Source organism: Lactococcus sp. FSL W8-0209 (assembly GCF_038006585.1).
In the GTDB taxonomy this organism is placed as follows: Bacteria; Bacillota; Bacilli; order Lactobacillales; family Streptococcaceae; genus Lactococcus; species Lactococcus lactis.
Genome location: NZ_JBBOVN010000001.1, coordinates 1,794,561 through 1,810,303 on the forward strand (window position 1 = coordinate 1,794,561; position 15,743 = coordinate 1,810,303).

Sequence of the window (15,743 nt, forward strand, 5' to 3'; positions counted from 1 at the left end):
GAAATTTTTAATCTACAAATTCAAATTCAAATTTTTGAATTCTAACATAGTCGCCATCCTTGGCTCCCATTGAACGCAGTGTTTCGTCAACACCCATCGCGCGCATTTGGCGAGCAAATTTCATAACTGATTCATCATGATCAAAATTAGTCATGATAAAGAGTCTTTCAATCTTATCACCATATAAGCGCCATCCACCATCATCATCACGAGAAACTTTAAATGGTTTTTCTTCTTCTTCAAAGCCGTAATAAGCTGTTTCATCCGCTAATTCATCTTCGTCGTAAAGTAAGAATTCTGGTGTTTGTGCAAGTAATTCACTTGTGCGTGCAAGCAAACCTTGAAGTCCTGTTTTAGTCAGGCCAGAAACTTCAAAAATTTCAGGCATTTCTTTATCAAAACCTAAATCAGCAGCTAATTTTTCTTTAAATTCAGCTAAACGTTCGGCAGCTTCTGGCATATCCATTTTGTTTGCAACAATAATTTGTGGACGTTCCATCAAACGTAAATTGTAAGATTCTAATTCATCATTGATTGTTTTGTAATCTTCGTATGGATCTCGTCCTTCAAGTTCTGACATATCGAGAACATGAAGAAGGACACGTGTACGTTCAATATGACGCAAGAATTGAATTCCCAGTCCTGCACCAGAGTGCGCTCCTTCAATCAATCCTGGCATATCTGCCATAACAAAACTATCTCCATAACCTACTTGAACCATTCCAATATTAGGAGTGATTGTTGTGAAATGGTAAGCGCCAATTTTAGGACGCGCATTTGAAACAACTGACAATAATGTTGATTTACCAACAGATGGAAAACCAACTAAACCAACATCTGCTAAAACACGAAGTTCTAAAAGTAGAATTTTATCTTCTCCTGGTTCTCCATTTTCTGCTACCTCAGGTGCTGGGTTACGTGGTGTGGCAAAGCGAATATTTCCACGACCGCCGCGACCGCCTTTAGCAACCGTAAATTCTTGGTCTTTTTCGATTAAGTCAACTAAAACATCACCAGTTTCGTTATCTTTAACAGTCGTTCCTTGAGGAACATGAACAATCAAATCTTCGGCTCCACGACCGTGCATTCCTTTGTTCATCCCTTTTTCACCTGGTTTACCACGGAAAATACGGTTATAACGGAAATCCATTAAAGTTGACATTCCTTCATCAACTTTAAAGATTACAGAACCGCCTTTTCCCCCGTCACCACCGGCAGGTCCACCATCTGGAACATATTTTTCACGGCGAAAAGCAACTGCACCATCGCCACCTTTACCAGCTTTTACTTCAATTCGTGCTGTATCTAAAAACAAAGACATACAGTTTCTCCTCTAAATTTTCTTTATATAGTTTATTTATTATTTTTCCACAAAAATGCGTGCTATCTATTATAGCATTTTATCAGCTTTTTTTATAGCTTACTCTGTGCTAAAAAAGTGACAATCCTAAATTATCACTTTTTTTATTTTTAATTTGAACTTGTTGTTGTGCTTTGAGCAGTATTTTCACTACTTGCATCAGTCTTTTTCGCATTTTGAGCAGAAATAGATGCTGATTTTGAGGTAGATAATTTTGAAAGATAAGCATCATAAGCAGCTTTTGGCTTCGTATAAATACCAGCTTCCATATCTACAACTTGTGGTGCTTGAACTTGTTTAGCAACACTTGGATAATATGGCAGGCGGTCAGCTAATTGACTCAATGAAACTCGAACCTGATTCCCGTCACTCATATCAATGGCAATGAAATCTTTCGTCGCATCTGTAGGAGTTTTAGTAACATTAGTCATCAGTGATTTTATTGCTGGTTTAAGCGTTTCATAAGCATTTACAAAAGTTTTAACTTCTTCATCATTAAAATTTTGTAAAACTGGCAATTTCTCAAGCTTAGTTGCATCAACTGGTGTTGTAATCACGTAACCGTTATTTAAGACAAGGTAAGTTTGATCATTACGTTTGACATAGACACTGTTTGTATGTTCTTTTACAATGGCCTCAAAGCGATTAGGAAAATGGTAATTGATTGTAACGGCAGAAATTCTAGGGAATTTTTGTTCAATTGTCGCTTCAATTTTTTCCTTATTATTTAGGATATTAAAAATACTATCACTTGTTTGAATTCCAGAAGCTAATGCAACTTGTTCGCTACTTTCATTCGCATTTCCAGAAACACTAAAAGTTGATATTTTGCTTAAAGGTGAAATCAAATAAAGAGAGCCAACGAATACCAGAACAACAATTGCTAAGGCTGGCCACATTTTCTTTAAAAGTGGAGCTGAACCTTTAAATAAAGAAGAAAATCTCGAAGGTCTTTTGATTTGCTCTTCTTCATACTCATATTCATTCTCTTGAGAAAGTTGTTCTAACTGAGCAATAATTTTTTCATTTTCAATCGGAGCTTCGCTTGATTGAGTTTCTTCGTTATTAGTCTCAAAGCCTTCTTCTAACAACTCAGCTGACTCAGCTTCGTCTCTAGTGTCATCAAAGTTTTTTTCAGTTTTTGGGAGACTTTTAAGAAAAGGTGAAGAAAAATGAACCTTTTTAGGTTGATTTGCTTTCTTTTCTTTTTTGGCTTCTTCTGCTTTTCTTTTCTGATATTCAAGATGTTTTTGCTGCCAAGGGGTTAAGTTATTATCTTTTTCACTCATTTATTTACTAATTTCTTTCACTAGATTGTAAAGGCGTTGGCTAGCATCTGGAACGCCCGCTTTTAGACTAGCTGCTTGCATTTCTTGATACTTCTCATTATTTTCGAGTATATTTGAAATAGCTTCAACCAAAGTTTGACCCGTTAGGTCTTCGTCTTTGATGATAATAGCTGCACCTTGGTCAACGTATTCTTGAGCATTTTTAGTCTGTTGGTCAGCTGTCACATTTGGACTTGGGACATAAACGGCTGGTAAGCCTAAAGCGGTAACTTCAGCAATAGTTGTTGAACCAGACCGTCCTAAAAAGAGCTGACTTTTTGCCAAAAGTTCTGTCATATTATTAATATAAGGACGAATATCTAAATTAGAATTTTCTTTATATTGATTAAAAGTTTCCTTGTAATCATCATAATAAATCTCTCCTGAAGCATAAACGGTTTTAAATGAACGTTGTGCTAATTCAGGAAGGGCTTCAATAAAAGCATTGTTAAGTTTTAAAGCGCCACGTGAGCCACCAAAAATAACAACCGTTGGCTCTTCAAATTTTTCTACTTGAGCCGCTGCATCTGCAACTTCTTGTGCCCTTGGATTTCCAGTAAAAGTCGTTTTGCTCGCTGGAAAATATTGTTCTGCTGCGTGAAAACCTACTGCAATTCGGTCAACTTTTTTAGCAAGAAAACGATTAGTTATTCCTGGGAAAGAATTTCCTTCATGTATAATTGTTGGAATTTTTAATTGCGCAGCAGCATAAACAACTGGCCCTGCCACATATCCACCAGTTCCCAAAACAACATCCGGTTTAAATTCTTTCATAATTTTTTTAGCATCTGAGACAGATTTAAAAAACTTATAAGCTGTTTTTAAATTTTGCGGACTAAGTGAACGACGTAATCCTTGGATATCAACTGTTTTTAATTTAATTCCTGCTTGAGGGACAATTTTTGCCTCCAAGCCTTTTTTCGTTCCAATATAAAGCACTTCTGTATCTGGTTCTACTTTTTCCAAATACTTAAGGAAAGCTAGCGCTGGATAAATATGACCGCCTGTGCCGCCACCTGTAATGATAATTCGCATGTTTGTTTTTCTCCAATAGTTTGGGGATTCTCTGACAAATATTTTTGTACCCAAGTTTCATTAAATCCTGTTCTCTAATAAACAAGAAAATAATGATAGAAATAAAGTACAAATTAAAACTGATAGCTGTCAGCAAGATGAATCGTAATTATTCTTTCTGTCAGTAAAATTAATTTTAACATAAATTAATTCAATAGTTGTCAGTACTTTTATTTTTTCAAATTTTCAAAGGCTTTGATGAATAAATCACCGCGTTCTTCAAAAGTTTTATATTGGTCCCAACTTGCACAAGCTGGACTAAGTAAAATTGTATCTCCTGCTTGCGTTTGAGGTAGAATTTCTTCAAGGGCTTTTGCAACATTTTCACTATCAAAAACGGGAATATTCAATTTTTCTGCAGTCAAACGTAATTTATTTGCTGTTTGACCAAAAACAACCATTCCTTTCAAATCTTGCAAATCTTTTTCTAACTCTTCAAAACCATTTCCACGATCAAGTCCGCCAGCTAAAAGCCAAAGTTTACTATTATCAAAACCAGAAAGTGCTTTTTGAGTAGCCAAAATATTGGTAGCCTTGCTGTCGTTATAGATTTTACGACCCTCAATTTCACCAAGATATTGCAGACGATGTTTTACACCAGCAAAACTTGTCAGCACTTCTACAATCGCTTCATTTTTTGTCCCTTGTAATTTTGAAGCTACAATGGCTGCTAAAGCATTTTCTAGATTGTGCTCACCAGGAAGTGAAAGTTCAGAAACTTCCATGATATATTCATCATTAAAATAAATTTTTCCATCTTTAGAATAAGCACCATTAACTTTTTCTTTTGTTGAAAAAGCAAGAACAGTCGCTTTCGTTTTGTCAGCCAAATTACGACATTTTTCTTGATTAAAATTGAGAATCAAGAAATCATCTGAGGTCATATTTTCTTGAATTCGCCATTTTGCAGATTCATATGCCTTTTGCGAACCATGATAGTCTAAGTGAGCTGAAAATAAATTTGTAATTAAGGCAATTTTAGGGCGGAAGCTATCAATGCCCATCAATTGAAAACTTGAAAGTTCCATCACTAATGTATCAGAAGCACTCGCTTTTTCGGCTACTTCTGACGCTGGAAAACCAATATTCCCTGACAATTTTGCTGACTGACCATCGGCATTTAAAATATCAGCAATCAATGTTGTCGTCGTTGTTTTCCCATTGGTTCCGGTAATTCCAATAATTGGAGCTTCACTGATAAGATAAGCAAGTTCAACCTCAGTAATTACAGGAATCTTCAATGCTTCAGCTCGTTCAACCATTGGGTTATCATAACGAATTCCTGGATTTTTAACCATTAGTGCAAAATCTTCATCCAATAAATCAATAGGATGACTCCCTGTGATGACTTTAATTCCTTCTTCTAAAAGTAATTGCGCTTCTTTATTTTCTTCAAAAGGTTTGCCATCATTGACCGTAACAATCGCACCCAACTCATTGAGCACAAGGGCAGCAGCCATTCCAGAACGGGCAAGTCCAAGAACTAAGATTTTTTGATCTTTAAATTTCGTTATTTTTTTCATTTTCTATTCCTTTTTAAGTTGTCAGTAAAATATTTCACTGACGACTTTATCTAATCTATTTTACCCCTAATCGGGCTTTTTTTCAACAGTCTTATTTACTGACAAGTCTGTCAGTAATTTTTTCAAAAAAACACAAAAAGCTGACCTATTTGTCAGCTTAATTTTTAATAATATAGAACTCATCAAGAAGAATCATTTCCAACCTAGAAAAGTCATTGTTAGCTTTGCTGACTTACAAATATACTATTTGTTACACCGAGAGTCAGCAGTAGTGAATCTGGAAAGGTAGTCTCCAAGCATCTACACTTTATCCTGTTATAAAGTATGAGACTTAGAGCGCTTGAGCATCTTCTTCTGAGGTTCTAATTCGAATTACACGCTCAACTGGTTGAATGAAGATTTTACCATCTCCCACTTCGCCCGTTTGAACTGCTTTAATAATTACATTAACAATATCATCAACTTTTTCATCGATTGATACAATTTCTATCTTTAACTTTGAAAGTAAAGTAGTTTCAATTCGTTGACCACGAACATATTCTGTAAATCCTTTTTGTTCACCATAACCCAAAACTTGAGAAACTGTCATCCCATGCACCAAGCCATTATCTGATAGGGCTGCTTTCAAATCTTCTAATTTATCTGTCCGAATAATCGCTTCAATTTTTTTCATATTTTTTCTCTCTTTGTATCTTACATTTTTACTGACAGACTTGTCAGCATACTTCAAAGACATCATTCAAAATTGATTTTACTGACAAACTCACAATTTTATATAAGAAATATCTGTCAGTAAAATTAAACTTAAGAATCCAAACCTAAGAAGGTTGGATAAGCAGTTTCTTCGTGCTCACTGTCGTCAAGTCCAATAGCTTCAGCACGGTCAGATACACGAATTGGCATAAACAAGGCAATTACTTTAATAATGACCCAACTCACAAGAGCAGTGAAAATAACTGTGAAAACAACCGCAGATACATTAGCCAAAAGTAATTTCCCAGAGCCATAGATCAAACCAGCGTATCCTTTTTCTGGTGCCAAAGCCGGCGTTGCAAAAATTCCTGTCATAATTCCGCCAAACATCCCGCCAATACCGTGACAACCAAAAGCATCTAAAGCATCATCATATCCCAATTTCTTTTTAACTACAGAAATCATAAAGTATGACAAAGGACTAACCAAAAGACCAATAATCAATGACGACCATAAAGAAACAAAACCAGCTCCTGGAGTAATAGCCACCAAACCAACTACCGCACCAGAACAAGCACCCACAATTGAAGGTTTACCAATCAATATTTTTTCAACAATCATCCACGAAAACATTGCTGCTGCAGCTGCTGTATTAGTCGTCATAAAAGCATTAATTGCCACACCATTGGCAGCAAGTGCTGACCCAGCATTAAAGCCAAACCAACCAAACCATAGGAGACCAGCGCCCAAAACAACAAAAGGAATATTATGTGGACGATAATCTAAACGCTCATAATCTCGACGCTTTCCAAGCACTAACGCAAGTACAAGTCCTGTCACCCCACTTGAAATGTGAACAACATCTCCACCTGCAAAGTCAATCGCATGAATTTGAGCCAAAAATCCACCGCCCCAAACCATATGAGCCAAAGGATAATAAACTAAAATTAACCAAGCAGTCATAAAAATCAAAATTGGTGTAAATCTCATTCTTCCAACAACAGATCCCGTAATTAGAGCTACTGTGATAATCGAGAACATCATTTGAAAACCAGAAAAAAGTCCATCTGGAATATGATTAGCAGGGAAAAGTGAATTTTTAGCCATATCCACACCATTCATAAACAAATGGTTGAAATCACCAATCCAACTATTGCTTCCTGAAAATGAAAATGAGAAGCCAATAATTATCCATAAAATAGAAGCCAGAGCCATTGGTGCGAGAGACATCATCATTGTGTTTAACACATTTTTTCGGCGTCCAAGTCCCCCATAAAAAAATGCTAATGCAGGCGTCATCAAAAATACCAATGCCGCACAAATTAAAATAAATGCAATTGAGCCTGTGTCCATAAAATTTCTCCTTTAAAAGTTCGAGATTAAAACAGAATATTTATCAATATTTTCTGATAATTTAATCATGTAATAAAATATAACACAACTTTCTAAACAAGTCAATTGTTTTTATATTTGATGTTATAAAATATAACATATGCCACAAAAAAAGAACTGCCTTTTAGCAATTCTCTTATTCTTTATTTTATTTTCGGGAATTTTAGTGTAAAAGTTGAACCAAGACCCAGTTCTGAATTTACCTCAATTTCCCCTTGATAATTTTCTGCCAATCGAGCTAAAATTGGTAAACCTAAACCAGTTCCACCAATTTCTCGATTGCGAGCCTTGTCCGCTCTAAAGAAACGTTCAAAAAGATGATCAATATCTTCTTCTGAAATTCCAATTCCTTTGTCAGATACACTCGTAATCACAAACTGTTCATCCTCATAAACAGTAATCACGATTTCTTTACGATCATCAGGAGAGTATTTAGCAGCATTATCTAACAGAATTCTTAAGCCTTGTTCAAAATGATTTTCTGAAATTCGCGCATGAGTGGGATAAATAAGCCGGTTATCAAGCACTATTTCAAAATCATCATGCAAAAGCTGAAAATTCTTAAGGGCCCGATTACAAACTTTTCCAACATCACAATCCAGTTCTTCACTTGATAAATCAACATTTTCAAGACGAGCAAGAGCCAACATCTCCTCAAGCATTTTCTTCATTCGATCAACTTCATCTAAACTTGCCTGCAATGATTCATCTAGTACTTCTGGATCATTTTTCCCCCACCGATTCAGCAAGTTAATATGTCCATCCAAGACAGCTAAAGGTGTTCTTAATTCATGAGAAACATCAGAAACAAAGCGATTTTGCTGTTCAAGATATGCCTTCATCTTCAACATCATATCATTGTAAACGTGAGCCAACTCTTCGATTTCATCTCCGCTTTGAATTTCAATCGGTTCAAAATCATTTGTTGGATCATTTGCCATTTCTTGCATGCCCTGATAAAGCTTTTCCAATGGTTTCATAAAGTAATTAGCCATGAAATAACCAATCAACTGAGCGATAATCAAGGCAACAATTTCTAAAATTAACAAGACAATCAAAAGAAGATTAGAAATTCGATGATAAGTCGTCGTATCATAAAAAGCCTGTAAGTATCCTACAACTTGTCCTGTTGACTTAGAAATAATTTTTCTCTGAACTAAATAACCTGGATTCTCTCCCCGAATCTCTTTCATTTCATTATTAGCCTGATTCTGAAAACCAAAAGTATGTCGATTCGTTGAATACAATAATTTATGATTTAAATCATAAATATAAAATGCTTTCCGTGTGCCAATGATACTACCCAAACTCATTCCTTCAGACTCACCATTTTGAATCTTTGATGTCGCTTCAATATATGTGTTCAAATTCGATGAATTCAAAGGAGCATCTGCTTTTTCTAAGACTTCCTCAACACTATCCATAGAGCGAGTTAATAATTGTTGTTCTTCTTTAATAAAAGAACTGATTGTCAATTGATAAGTCAAAGTAGCAAACAAAGTAAAAGTAATAAAACAAAAAACGGTGTTAGCAAAAGCCCACCTAAGCATGATAGACCGCTTAGCCGAACTTTCCTCAACCGTCTCTTTTTTCTTATTGAAAGTAAATAATTTTTTCATATTATTTTTTATTTGCGTTCACGCATTACATAACCTAAGCCACGAACAGTTTGAATATAGCTATCTTGACCTTCAACATCAATTTTATTTCTAAGATAACGAATATAAACATCCACAACATTTGTTTCTGTTCCTTCTTCATATCCCCAAACTTGTGAAACTAAATGTTCACGAGTCACAACATCGCCAACATTTTGCATCAATGTCAAAAGGAGGTCATACTCACGACGTGTTAAATCAATTACTTTTTTACCACGATGAACTGTGCGATTCGTTTTATCAATCACAAGATCACGGAAAGAAGTATTTTCAGCACGTTCAACGGCATGACCATGCTCTTCACGACGGAAGAAAGCACGAACACGCGCCAAAAGTTCCTCAATCGCAAAAGGTTTAGTGATATAATCATCAGCCCCAATATCAAGACCAGCAACACGGTCCATCGTTGAATCACGCGCCGTCATCATAATGATTGGTGTATCTTTTTCTTTTCGTAAACGACGGGCTACCTCAAAACCGTCAAGTTCAGGAAGCATCAAATCAAGCAAGATTAAATCATAATCTTTTGAAGTTGCTTCTTCAAGACCGGAACGACCATTATCTTTAATCTCAGTCGCATAGCCTTCATGTTCTAATTCTAATGAGACGAATCGCGCTAAATTCTTTTCATCCTCAATAATCAAAATTTTCTTTGAAGTCATATCATTCTCCTTTGTTAAAAAAACTGTATAATTCGATTTCTTATAATACTATTATAAGATAAATTTAATTTATGTACAAACTATTTGACGCTTTTTTTAAATTGTTTTCGCTTTCTTATGCTTTAAGGCTGAAATCCTTTGAAAATGAGAGCTGTCTAATCAAATAATCCATTCAAACCATCAAAAGGGGATTTCTTTTCTTCCAATTTTTCTTCTTGTTGTTTGGCATAATCTTCTTCACTCAAAACAGACCAGAATTTACCAGCCGGCAACTCTTCTGCCTCTTCATCTTCAGCAAAAATTTGCAAAGGAATTTCCAATAAAAGATTATCAGTGATTGATTCATCTAAACTGATTAAATCTTTATCCAAAACAATAATCAAATCATTGTCTAATAATTCTTGATTCCCTCTCAAACTCTCTTCAGTCGCAAAAATTTCATTGACAAGAAGATCAATTGGATACTCGACTGGTTTTAAACTTCTTGACGAAGGCAATGTCAATACTGTTTTAATTTTATAATCTAAATAGAATAAATCATCATCATAAGCAATTTCACCTTTAACCTCAATTGGTTGACAATCCAAAATTTCTTGTGAACGTTTGAGCAACTCTTCGCGTAGATCTAATTCTTCATTGAAACTAATCTGTTTTTTTTTCGTTAATTCATTTAAAGACCATTTCATCTTTTAATATTCTCCCACAATTTAATTATTTTTCTTTATTTTATCTTATTTCTATATTTTTTCATAATAAAAAGCTGTCAAATGACAACTTTTACAGGTAAAAATAAAAATGGTCGAATGACCATTTCTATTATTGTTTGCCGTATTTCTTTTCGAAACGAGCGATACGTCCGTCCGCTGCTTGGAATTTTTGACGACCTGTATAGAATGGATGTGAATCTGAAGAGATTTCAACACGGATCAATGGATAAGTGTTTCCGTCTTCCCATTCAACAGTTTCCTTAGAACCTTTAGTTGAACCAGTCAAAAATTTGAATCCAGTTGTAGTGTCCATGAAGACTACTGGTTGGTAATTTGGATGGATATTTTGTTTCATCGTTAGAATTTCCTTTCTGCCTTGGACTGTTTGCCAGACCAAAGTTGTACGAATACTTAAATATTCTATCAAATTTATAGATAAATTTCAAGTTAAAATTTTCTTTTGTCAAGAAAAAAACTTTACAAACTTTTCAATTCTTAAAAAAAGTAAATTTACTCCAATAAAAATTTTCTATAATAATATTTTCCAGTAGTATCTCTAGCATAAAGTCCAATCTTACGTTGATTAATTCCGAGTTCTTTTATTTTAGTTATCCACTCATTTTTAGCTATGAAATAAGTTGCATCTTCTTGCGGATTAAGTAAAATTGGTAGTTTGGCACTTTCGTACTCGAAATCTCTAGGCATCATAAATATTATTTTTTTCCGCCTTTTTCTTAACCAACTTTTTTGATAAAGACCGACTTCATAAATCTTTACGGGAACGGATCCAATATTTACAAGATCAATAGACCACAAAGATATTTTTTCTCCAGAGAATATTTTATAAGAAATCCAATAGTCAACTTCTAATTTTTTTCGATAGTCTCTTCTTGCCAAATAAAGCGAAACAATAACTACAGCTATAGTTCCAATCGCACTCAAGGCATCCCAGACATTTCCTAAATCGATAATCATGAGTCACTCGCTTTCTCATTTTATACTCATGATTTTATCATATCATTTTAGCCTTTTCAAAGGAAATCCTCTTTTTATTTTCTAGATTATTATTCCCTTTTCTCTCAAATTTTCTTTACAGTCTTCAAGATAATCATTATTATGTTCAGGATAGATCGGGAAGGTTTGAACCACTTCTTCTAGTTCTATATATACTTTAGAAGTTTGTCCCCGATATAAAGGATTTAGCCATTTTTCATCCGGATGATAGCCTCTTTTTCTCATTTCAGTCATGACTTGTAAATGATATTGAAAAAGTTTATAGGGCGAATAATAAAAAACATAATTAACTGTTGAATGTGGTTTCCCCCAGCCTTTTCCTCGAAGGGCACAACATTCACGATGCTGTCCCAAAAGTTGCTGTCTTGGAAGCTTTTTGATTAAAGCTTCATGCCAAAGTCTCATATTCTCCCCTTTCATACTTAGAATGCAAAAAATTTCTTTATTAAAAAATCCTCCCGAAGGAGAATTCTCTTTTCCCTATTTGAATCAGATATTAATTGTTGATTTCCGATTGTTCAACCGATGAGTTCTAGAATTAACAATTAATATCTGAAATAAAGATATATCTATTATACCTTGATAAAAGGATGCCCTCAAGTAATTTGATTAGTTGATTTTTTAAAGAAACCTATTTTCCAATTACATAACGTAAGCGACTAGCTTGATCTTTGCTTAAAACTTGATAAGAAAATAAAGTACTATAACCTGTTCCTGATTGCGAAATTAATATTGAACCATCAGAACGAATTTTTTCTACAAAGGCAACATGACCATAAGTGGCATCAGCTCCGTCTTGCCCTGCCTTAAAACTTACGGCACTATGAAGTTGAGGAGTTGATGTAACTTGATAACCTGCTTGATTTTGCCAATCCTTACCATTCCCCATATATTGGCCATAGTTAATCCCAAACTCTTTCGCTCGATTATAGACCCACCAAGTACATTGTTTATAAGCATAAGTTTGGGTTGAATAATTATCAATATTCATTGGTCTATCAATCGTCCAACCCGCTGGAGTTCCAGGCAAACTGTCAGAAGGCATTGTTTTCCAAGCAATAGCTCCATATTTCCAACCTACAGATAATAAACTATTCTGCTCAAATATATTCGTTGTATAATTATGTGCACCTGACTGAGCATTAGGATTATAAGAAACATAAAGATTGACTGTTCCAGCTGAATAAAAGACAGGATTTGCATTATTGTCCCAACGCCAACCTAGATTGACCAAAGTTTGCGCTTCATATTTACTCAAGGTATAATAATGATCCCCACCTTTAACATTGGGATTATAAAGCCGATAAACTGGTTCACCAGAATTTGCTGCTTGCCAACCAATCCCCTCGTCACGCCAACCCAAATTTTTAAGAGAATTTCCTTCATAAAAATTTGTGGTATAAAAATGTTCCCCACTATTAGGGTTATAAAGTCGATAAACTGGGCTTTTCGAACTTGCTCTCACCTGAGTTCCATTAGCGATATTCCAAGCACCCACTGCTGTTATAATACCAAGCAGCAAAAAAACCTTTTTTCCTTGCATCCAAATCCTCCATTTTAGCCTAGCCTTATGCTATCTAAACTAATGTATTCTATTTAAACTCTATAATAGGTCACCTAAAATGTCAAGCGATTTCATTTAGTAATCTAGATATCTAAAAAGTTAAAACGGCAATTTCAGGAGCTACACCAAATCTGGCTGATAAATGAGTCGTTCCTATCCCGGTATTAACATAAAGTTTTTCATTTGCTCCTAACTGATAAAGTCCACCAGTATAGTTATTCGCATGGCTCATCAATGCCGTAGCTTTCTTTTGAATTTGAGGAATAAGTGGGATGTTTATTTGACCGCCATGACTATGACCAGAAAGAATTAATTCATAACCCTTATTTTGATATTGGCTAACTTCATCCGGCTCATGAGTCAATAATATATCATAACTCGTTTCAGCCATTTGATTTGGCGAGGGAAATTGCGGATTTCCTAACAAAGCATCATCCAAACCTGTGAATAAAATTTTCTTACCATTATCCAAAGTAAAAACTTGATTTTCATTTCTTAAAAGAGAGAAATCAGATTCAGCCATAATATTTGCATATTCTCTGACAGCTCCCCCACCATAATCTCGATTGCCCCAAATTGCAATTTTTCCATATTTTGCTTTCAGACTTTTTAACTTAGAAATAACGGCTTCATTTTCATTGTATTGTGAATAATTATCATATAAATCTCCCGAGAAAATAATAAAATCAGGATTTTGTTCATTTGTTTTTTGAATCACTTTATCTAATCGATCAGCATTAAAATCTTTTTTTATATGTAAATCAGACAACTGAACAATTTTCAAATTTTCTTTAGAATTTGTATTATTCACTTGATGCTCATTGACTACTAAACGATAAGGTTCAACTTTAAAAACGTAGTAAAAGACTCCTATAAAAGTACATATTATAAGAATAATAAGTGAAAATACTATTTTTTTAATTTTCATATCTCTAGATTATAACATATTGCGTATTTTTTAAACTTACAAAAAGAATTCACTTTTTATAAGTGCATGCTACATATAATTATAGAAATGCGTAATCAATAGATGGTTGAAATTTAAAGTTTATAAACAAAAATTCATGAGGAAATTTGATTATTTTACCAGTAAATAAGTGAGGAACATCTTCTTCTCGATAAAAACTAACTTAGAAAAAACCTATCATTATGCTTTTTTATTATTAATATTTTGAGTATAACTTTGAACCTCAACTTCTAAAATTACTTTGTATGCTTGATAATGCCTCTAAAAATATTTTATTCACTTTCTGAAGTAATAAAACTTGTAAACGAGACGATGAAAAAACGCCTAGATTAGTAGGCGCTTTAGAAGTATTTATGAAAAAGTTTATTTTTTTGAAATAGATTTATTATAGAACTTATTTCTTAAATGAATAATAAAAAATATTTAATAACTTATACTTTGTTTGAATCTTCGGCTTCGGAGAAAATAAGAATCATTAACAACTAATCCAAGTTCCCTATAACTGAAATTCTCTAATTTAAGACTATATTTTCAATAACCTCAAAGTATTTTTAGTAAAATAATAGACAATTTTGTAAAAGTGTCTTTTTAATTATTGAAATAATGTGTTAAAATGTATTTTATATCTTACAGGAGTTTTAAAAATGAAAAAATTAATTGTTGCATTATCTACATGTACTCTTTTAACATGTATACTATTCACTACTTCACCTTCAATGGCGGACCAACTTGATACTCCATCATCGGATATTTCTGCAAAAGCCGAACAAGAATGGTATGGTATTTCAACGATTGAATTTTTCAATATGGGACTTGACTCTGGAATTGTTGATGTAACACAAGGTGACATTATCACTGGGAGGGCTACCTTCGGTTATTATGGTGGTGACTCCCTTACAACTCAAGACATAATTGTGAACTCTAACCTTGACTATGTAGTTATTTCAAATATCACTATTGATAATAATTCCCATACGGGTACCTTTGATATTATCATAGATACTTCTAATATTAGTTCTGGAAACCAGACATTTCAACTTAACGTTACAGATGCACTTCCTGAAAATGATCGGCATGTAACTCCCTATTCAATAACAAATATGATTCAGATTAATGAGGCACCTAAGCCCGATCCAGATCCAGATCCAGATCCAGACCCTACTCCAGATCCAGACCCTACTCCAGCCCCTGAACCCACTCCAGATCCTGATCCTACTCTAGACCCTGATCCTACTCCAGACCCTGATCCTACTCCAGACCCTGAACCCACTCCAGATCCTGATCCTACTCCAGACCCTGAACCCACTCCAAATCCCGAACCTACTCCAAATCTTGAACCTGCTCCAAATCCTGAACCTGCTCACTCTATAAATAAAAATACATTAAATGTTTCAAAAGATTCTATTGTCTTGGATAACAAGATCACAAAAGCTTCAGAAGAAGGAAATATAAAAATATTACCAGAAACTGGTGTTAATAGCAATACTGATCTTAGTTTTGTACTAATCGGAATCATAATAATAAGTTCAGCAGTAACAATCTTATACAAAAATAGATAATAAAAAAACTCAGTAGTTCTGAGTTTTTTTATTATCCAATGAGCAGTATACTGTCACACACTCAAAATCAGTTATATCAACACTTTATTTTTTGAAGTTATCCATGAGATCCATGCACTACCGACGTTTTTTATCATCTTACAAAACTGTTAAAACACCTATTTCAAAGGGTTTACAGCACTTTTAATGAAATTAGATATACTTACTTTTTTACGGTTTTAGACTATTTCTGCTACTTTTTT

General features: G+C 34.2%; 15 protein-coding genes. 1 reads left to right on the top strand and 14 read right to left on the bottom strand.

Translation table 11 applies throughout. The annotated features are described in order from the left end of the window. Positions 1-7: 7 nt before the first annotated feature. From obgE to MKX45_RS08885, 14 genes are all read right to left on the bottom strand, one after another. Positions 8-1,321: a GTPase ObgE gene (gene obgE / locus MKX45_RS08820; protein WP_057719990.1), complete on the bottom strand. Its 1,314-nt coding sequence runs from the start codon at positions 1,319-1,321 to the stop codon at positions 8-10. A gap of 149 nt (positions 1,322-1,470) precedes the next feature. Further along, a complete protein-coding gene (locus MKX45_RS08825) occupies positions 1,471-2,649 on the bottom strand; it encodes a cell division protein FtsQ/DivIB (protein ID WP_057719992.1) in 1,179 nt (392 codons plus the stop codon). Further along, positions 2,650-3,723 (bottom strand): undecaprenyldiphospho-muramoylpentapeptide beta-N-acetylglucosaminyltransferase, encoded by a 1,074-nt coding sequence (gene murG / locus MKX45_RS08830; RefSeq protein WP_003130746.1) that lies wholly within the window; start codon positions 3,721-3,723, stop codon positions 2,650-2,652. Between the two features lie 209 nt (positions 3,724-3,932). Further along, complete coding sequence (gene murD, locus MKX45_RS08835; protein ID WP_057719995.1) at positions 3,933-5,285, bottom strand: UDP-N-acetylmuramoyl-L-alanine--D-glutamate ligase; 1,353 nt, start codon at positions 5,283-5,285, stop codon at positions 3,933-3,935. A gap of 331 nt (positions 5,286-5,616) precedes the next feature. Next, positions 5,617-5,958, bottom strand: a complete 342-nt coding sequence (locus tag MKX45_RS08840; RefSeq protein WP_010906046.1) for a P-II family nitrogen regulator — start codon at positions 5,956-5,958, stop codon at positions 5,617-5,619. Between the two features lie 131 nt (positions 5,959-6,089). Next, complete coding sequence (locus MKX45_RS08845; RefSeq protein ID WP_057719997.1) at positions 6,090-7,331, bottom strand: ammonium transporter; 1,242 nt, start codon at positions 7,329-7,331, stop codon at positions 6,090-6,092. A 182-nt stretch (positions 7,332-7,513) separates the two neighbouring features. After that, entirely contained in the window at positions 7,514-8,989 is a 1,476-nt protein-coding gene (locus tag MKX45_RS08850; protein ID WP_057719999.1) for a HAMP domain-containing sensor histidine kinase, read from the bottom strand. 8 nt (positions 8,990-8,997) lie between these two features. Next, positions 8,998-9,690, bottom strand: a complete 693-nt coding sequence (locus tag MKX45_RS08855; protein ID WP_003130756.1) for a response regulator transcription factor — start codon at positions 9,688-9,690, stop codon at positions 8,998-9,000. A 155-nt stretch (positions 9,691-9,845) separates the two neighbouring features. Beyond that, positions 9,846-10,376 carry a DUF177 domain-containing protein gene (locus tag MKX45_RS08860; RefSeq protein ID WP_057720001.1) on the bottom strand — a complete coding sequence of 177 codons (531 nt, stop codon included), beginning with the start codon at positions 10,374-10,376 and terminating at the stop codon, positions 9,846-9,848. Between the two features lie 130 nt (positions 10,377-10,506). Further along, positions 10,507-10,752 carry a type B 50S ribosomal protein L31 gene (locus MKX45_RS08865; RefSeq protein WP_003130760.1) on the bottom strand — a complete coding sequence of 82 codons (246 nt, stop codon included), beginning with the start codon at positions 10,750-10,752 and terminating at the stop codon, positions 10,507-10,509. A gap of 155 nt (positions 10,753-10,907) precedes the next feature. Next, positions 10,908-11,372: a hypothetical protein gene (locus MKX45_RS08870; protein ID WP_029344120.1), complete on the bottom strand. Its 465-nt coding sequence runs from the start codon at positions 11,370-11,372 to the stop codon at positions 10,908-10,910. Positions 11,373-11,453: 81 nt separating this feature from the next. Then, a complete protein-coding gene (locus tag MKX45_RS08875) occupies positions 11,454-11,816 on the bottom strand; it encodes a TIGR02328 family protein (protein WP_057720003.1) in 363 nt (120 codons plus the stop codon). 226 nt (positions 11,817-12,042) lie between these two features. Then, a complete protein-coding gene (locus tag MKX45_RS08880; RefSeq protein ID WP_128267568.1) occupies positions 12,043-12,954 on the bottom strand; it encodes a CHAP domain-containing protein in 912 nt (303 codons plus the stop codon). Positions 12,955-13,066: 112 nt separating this feature from the next. After that, complete coding sequence (locus tag MKX45_RS08885) at positions 13,067-13,903, bottom strand: metallophosphoesterase (protein ID WP_015426752.1); 837 nt, start codon at positions 13,901-13,903, stop codon at positions 13,067-13,069. A gap of 683 nt (positions 13,904-14,586) precedes the next feature. On the opposite strand from MKX45_RS08885, the gene MKX45_RS08890 reads away from it, so the two are divergent. Next, entirely contained in the window at positions 14,587-15,501 is a 915-nt protein-coding gene (locus tag MKX45_RS08890; protein WP_340817043.1) for an LPXTG cell wall anchor domain-containing protein, read from the top strand. Positions 15,502-15,743: the final 242 nt, after the last annotated feature.

Coding starts and splice junctions, on each gene's coding strand:
- MKX45_RS08860 (WP_057720001.1), bottom strand. CDS start 10,376: ATGAAATGGTCTTTAAATGAATTAACGAAAAAAAAACAGATTAGTTTC.
- MKX45_RS08890 (WP_340817043.1), top strand. CDS start 14,587: ATGAAAAAATTAATTGTTGCATTATCTACATGTACTCTTTTAACATGT.
- obgE (WP_057719990.1), bottom strand. CDS start 1,321: ATGTCTTTGTTTTTAGATACAGCACGAATTGAAGTAAAAGCTGGTAAA.
- MKX45_RS08850 (WP_057719999.1), bottom strand. CDS start 8,989: ATGAAAAAATTATTTACTTTCAATAAGAAAAAAGAGACGGTTGAGGAA.
- murD (WP_057719995.1), bottom strand. CDS start 5,285: ATGAAAAAAATAACGAAATTTAAAGATCAAAAAATCTTAGTTCTTGGA.
- MKX45_RS08875 (WP_057720003.1), bottom strand. CDS start 11,816: ATGAGACTTTGGCATGAAGCTTTAATCAAAAAGCTTCCAAGACAGCAA.
- MKX45_RS08845 (WP_057719997.1), bottom strand. CDS start 7,331: ATGGACACAGGCTCAATTGCATTTATTTTAATTTGTGCGGCATTGGTA.
- MKX45_RS08865 (WP_003130760.1), bottom strand. CDS start 10,752: ATGAAACAAAATATCCATCCAAATTACCAACCAGTAGTCTTCATGGAC.
- MKX45_RS08885 (WP_015426752.1), bottom strand. CDS start 13,903: ATGAAAATTAAAAAAATAGTATTTTCACTTATTATTCTTATAATATGT.
- MKX45_RS08840 (WP_010906046.1), bottom strand. CDS start 5,958: ATGAAAAAAATTGAAGCGATTATTCGGACAGATAAATTAGAAGATTTG.
- murG (WP_003130746.1), bottom strand. CDS start 3,723: ATGCGAATTATCATTACAGGTGGCGGCACAGGCGGTCATATTTATCCA.
- MKX45_RS08855 (WP_003130756.1), bottom strand. CDS start 9,690: ATGACTTCAAAGAAAATTTTGATTATTGAGGATGAAAAGAATTTAGCG.
- MKX45_RS08880 (WP_128267568.1), bottom strand. CDS start 12,954: ATGCAAGGAAAAAAGGTTTTTTTGCTGCTTGGTATTATAACAGCAGTG.
- MKX45_RS08870 (WP_029344120.1), bottom strand. CDS start 11,372: ATGATTATCGATTTAGGAAATGTCTGGGATGCCTTGAGTGCGATTGGA.
- MKX45_RS08825 (WP_057719992.1), bottom strand. CDS start 2,649: ATGAGTGAAAAAGATAATAACTTAACCCCTTGGCAGCAAAAACATCTT.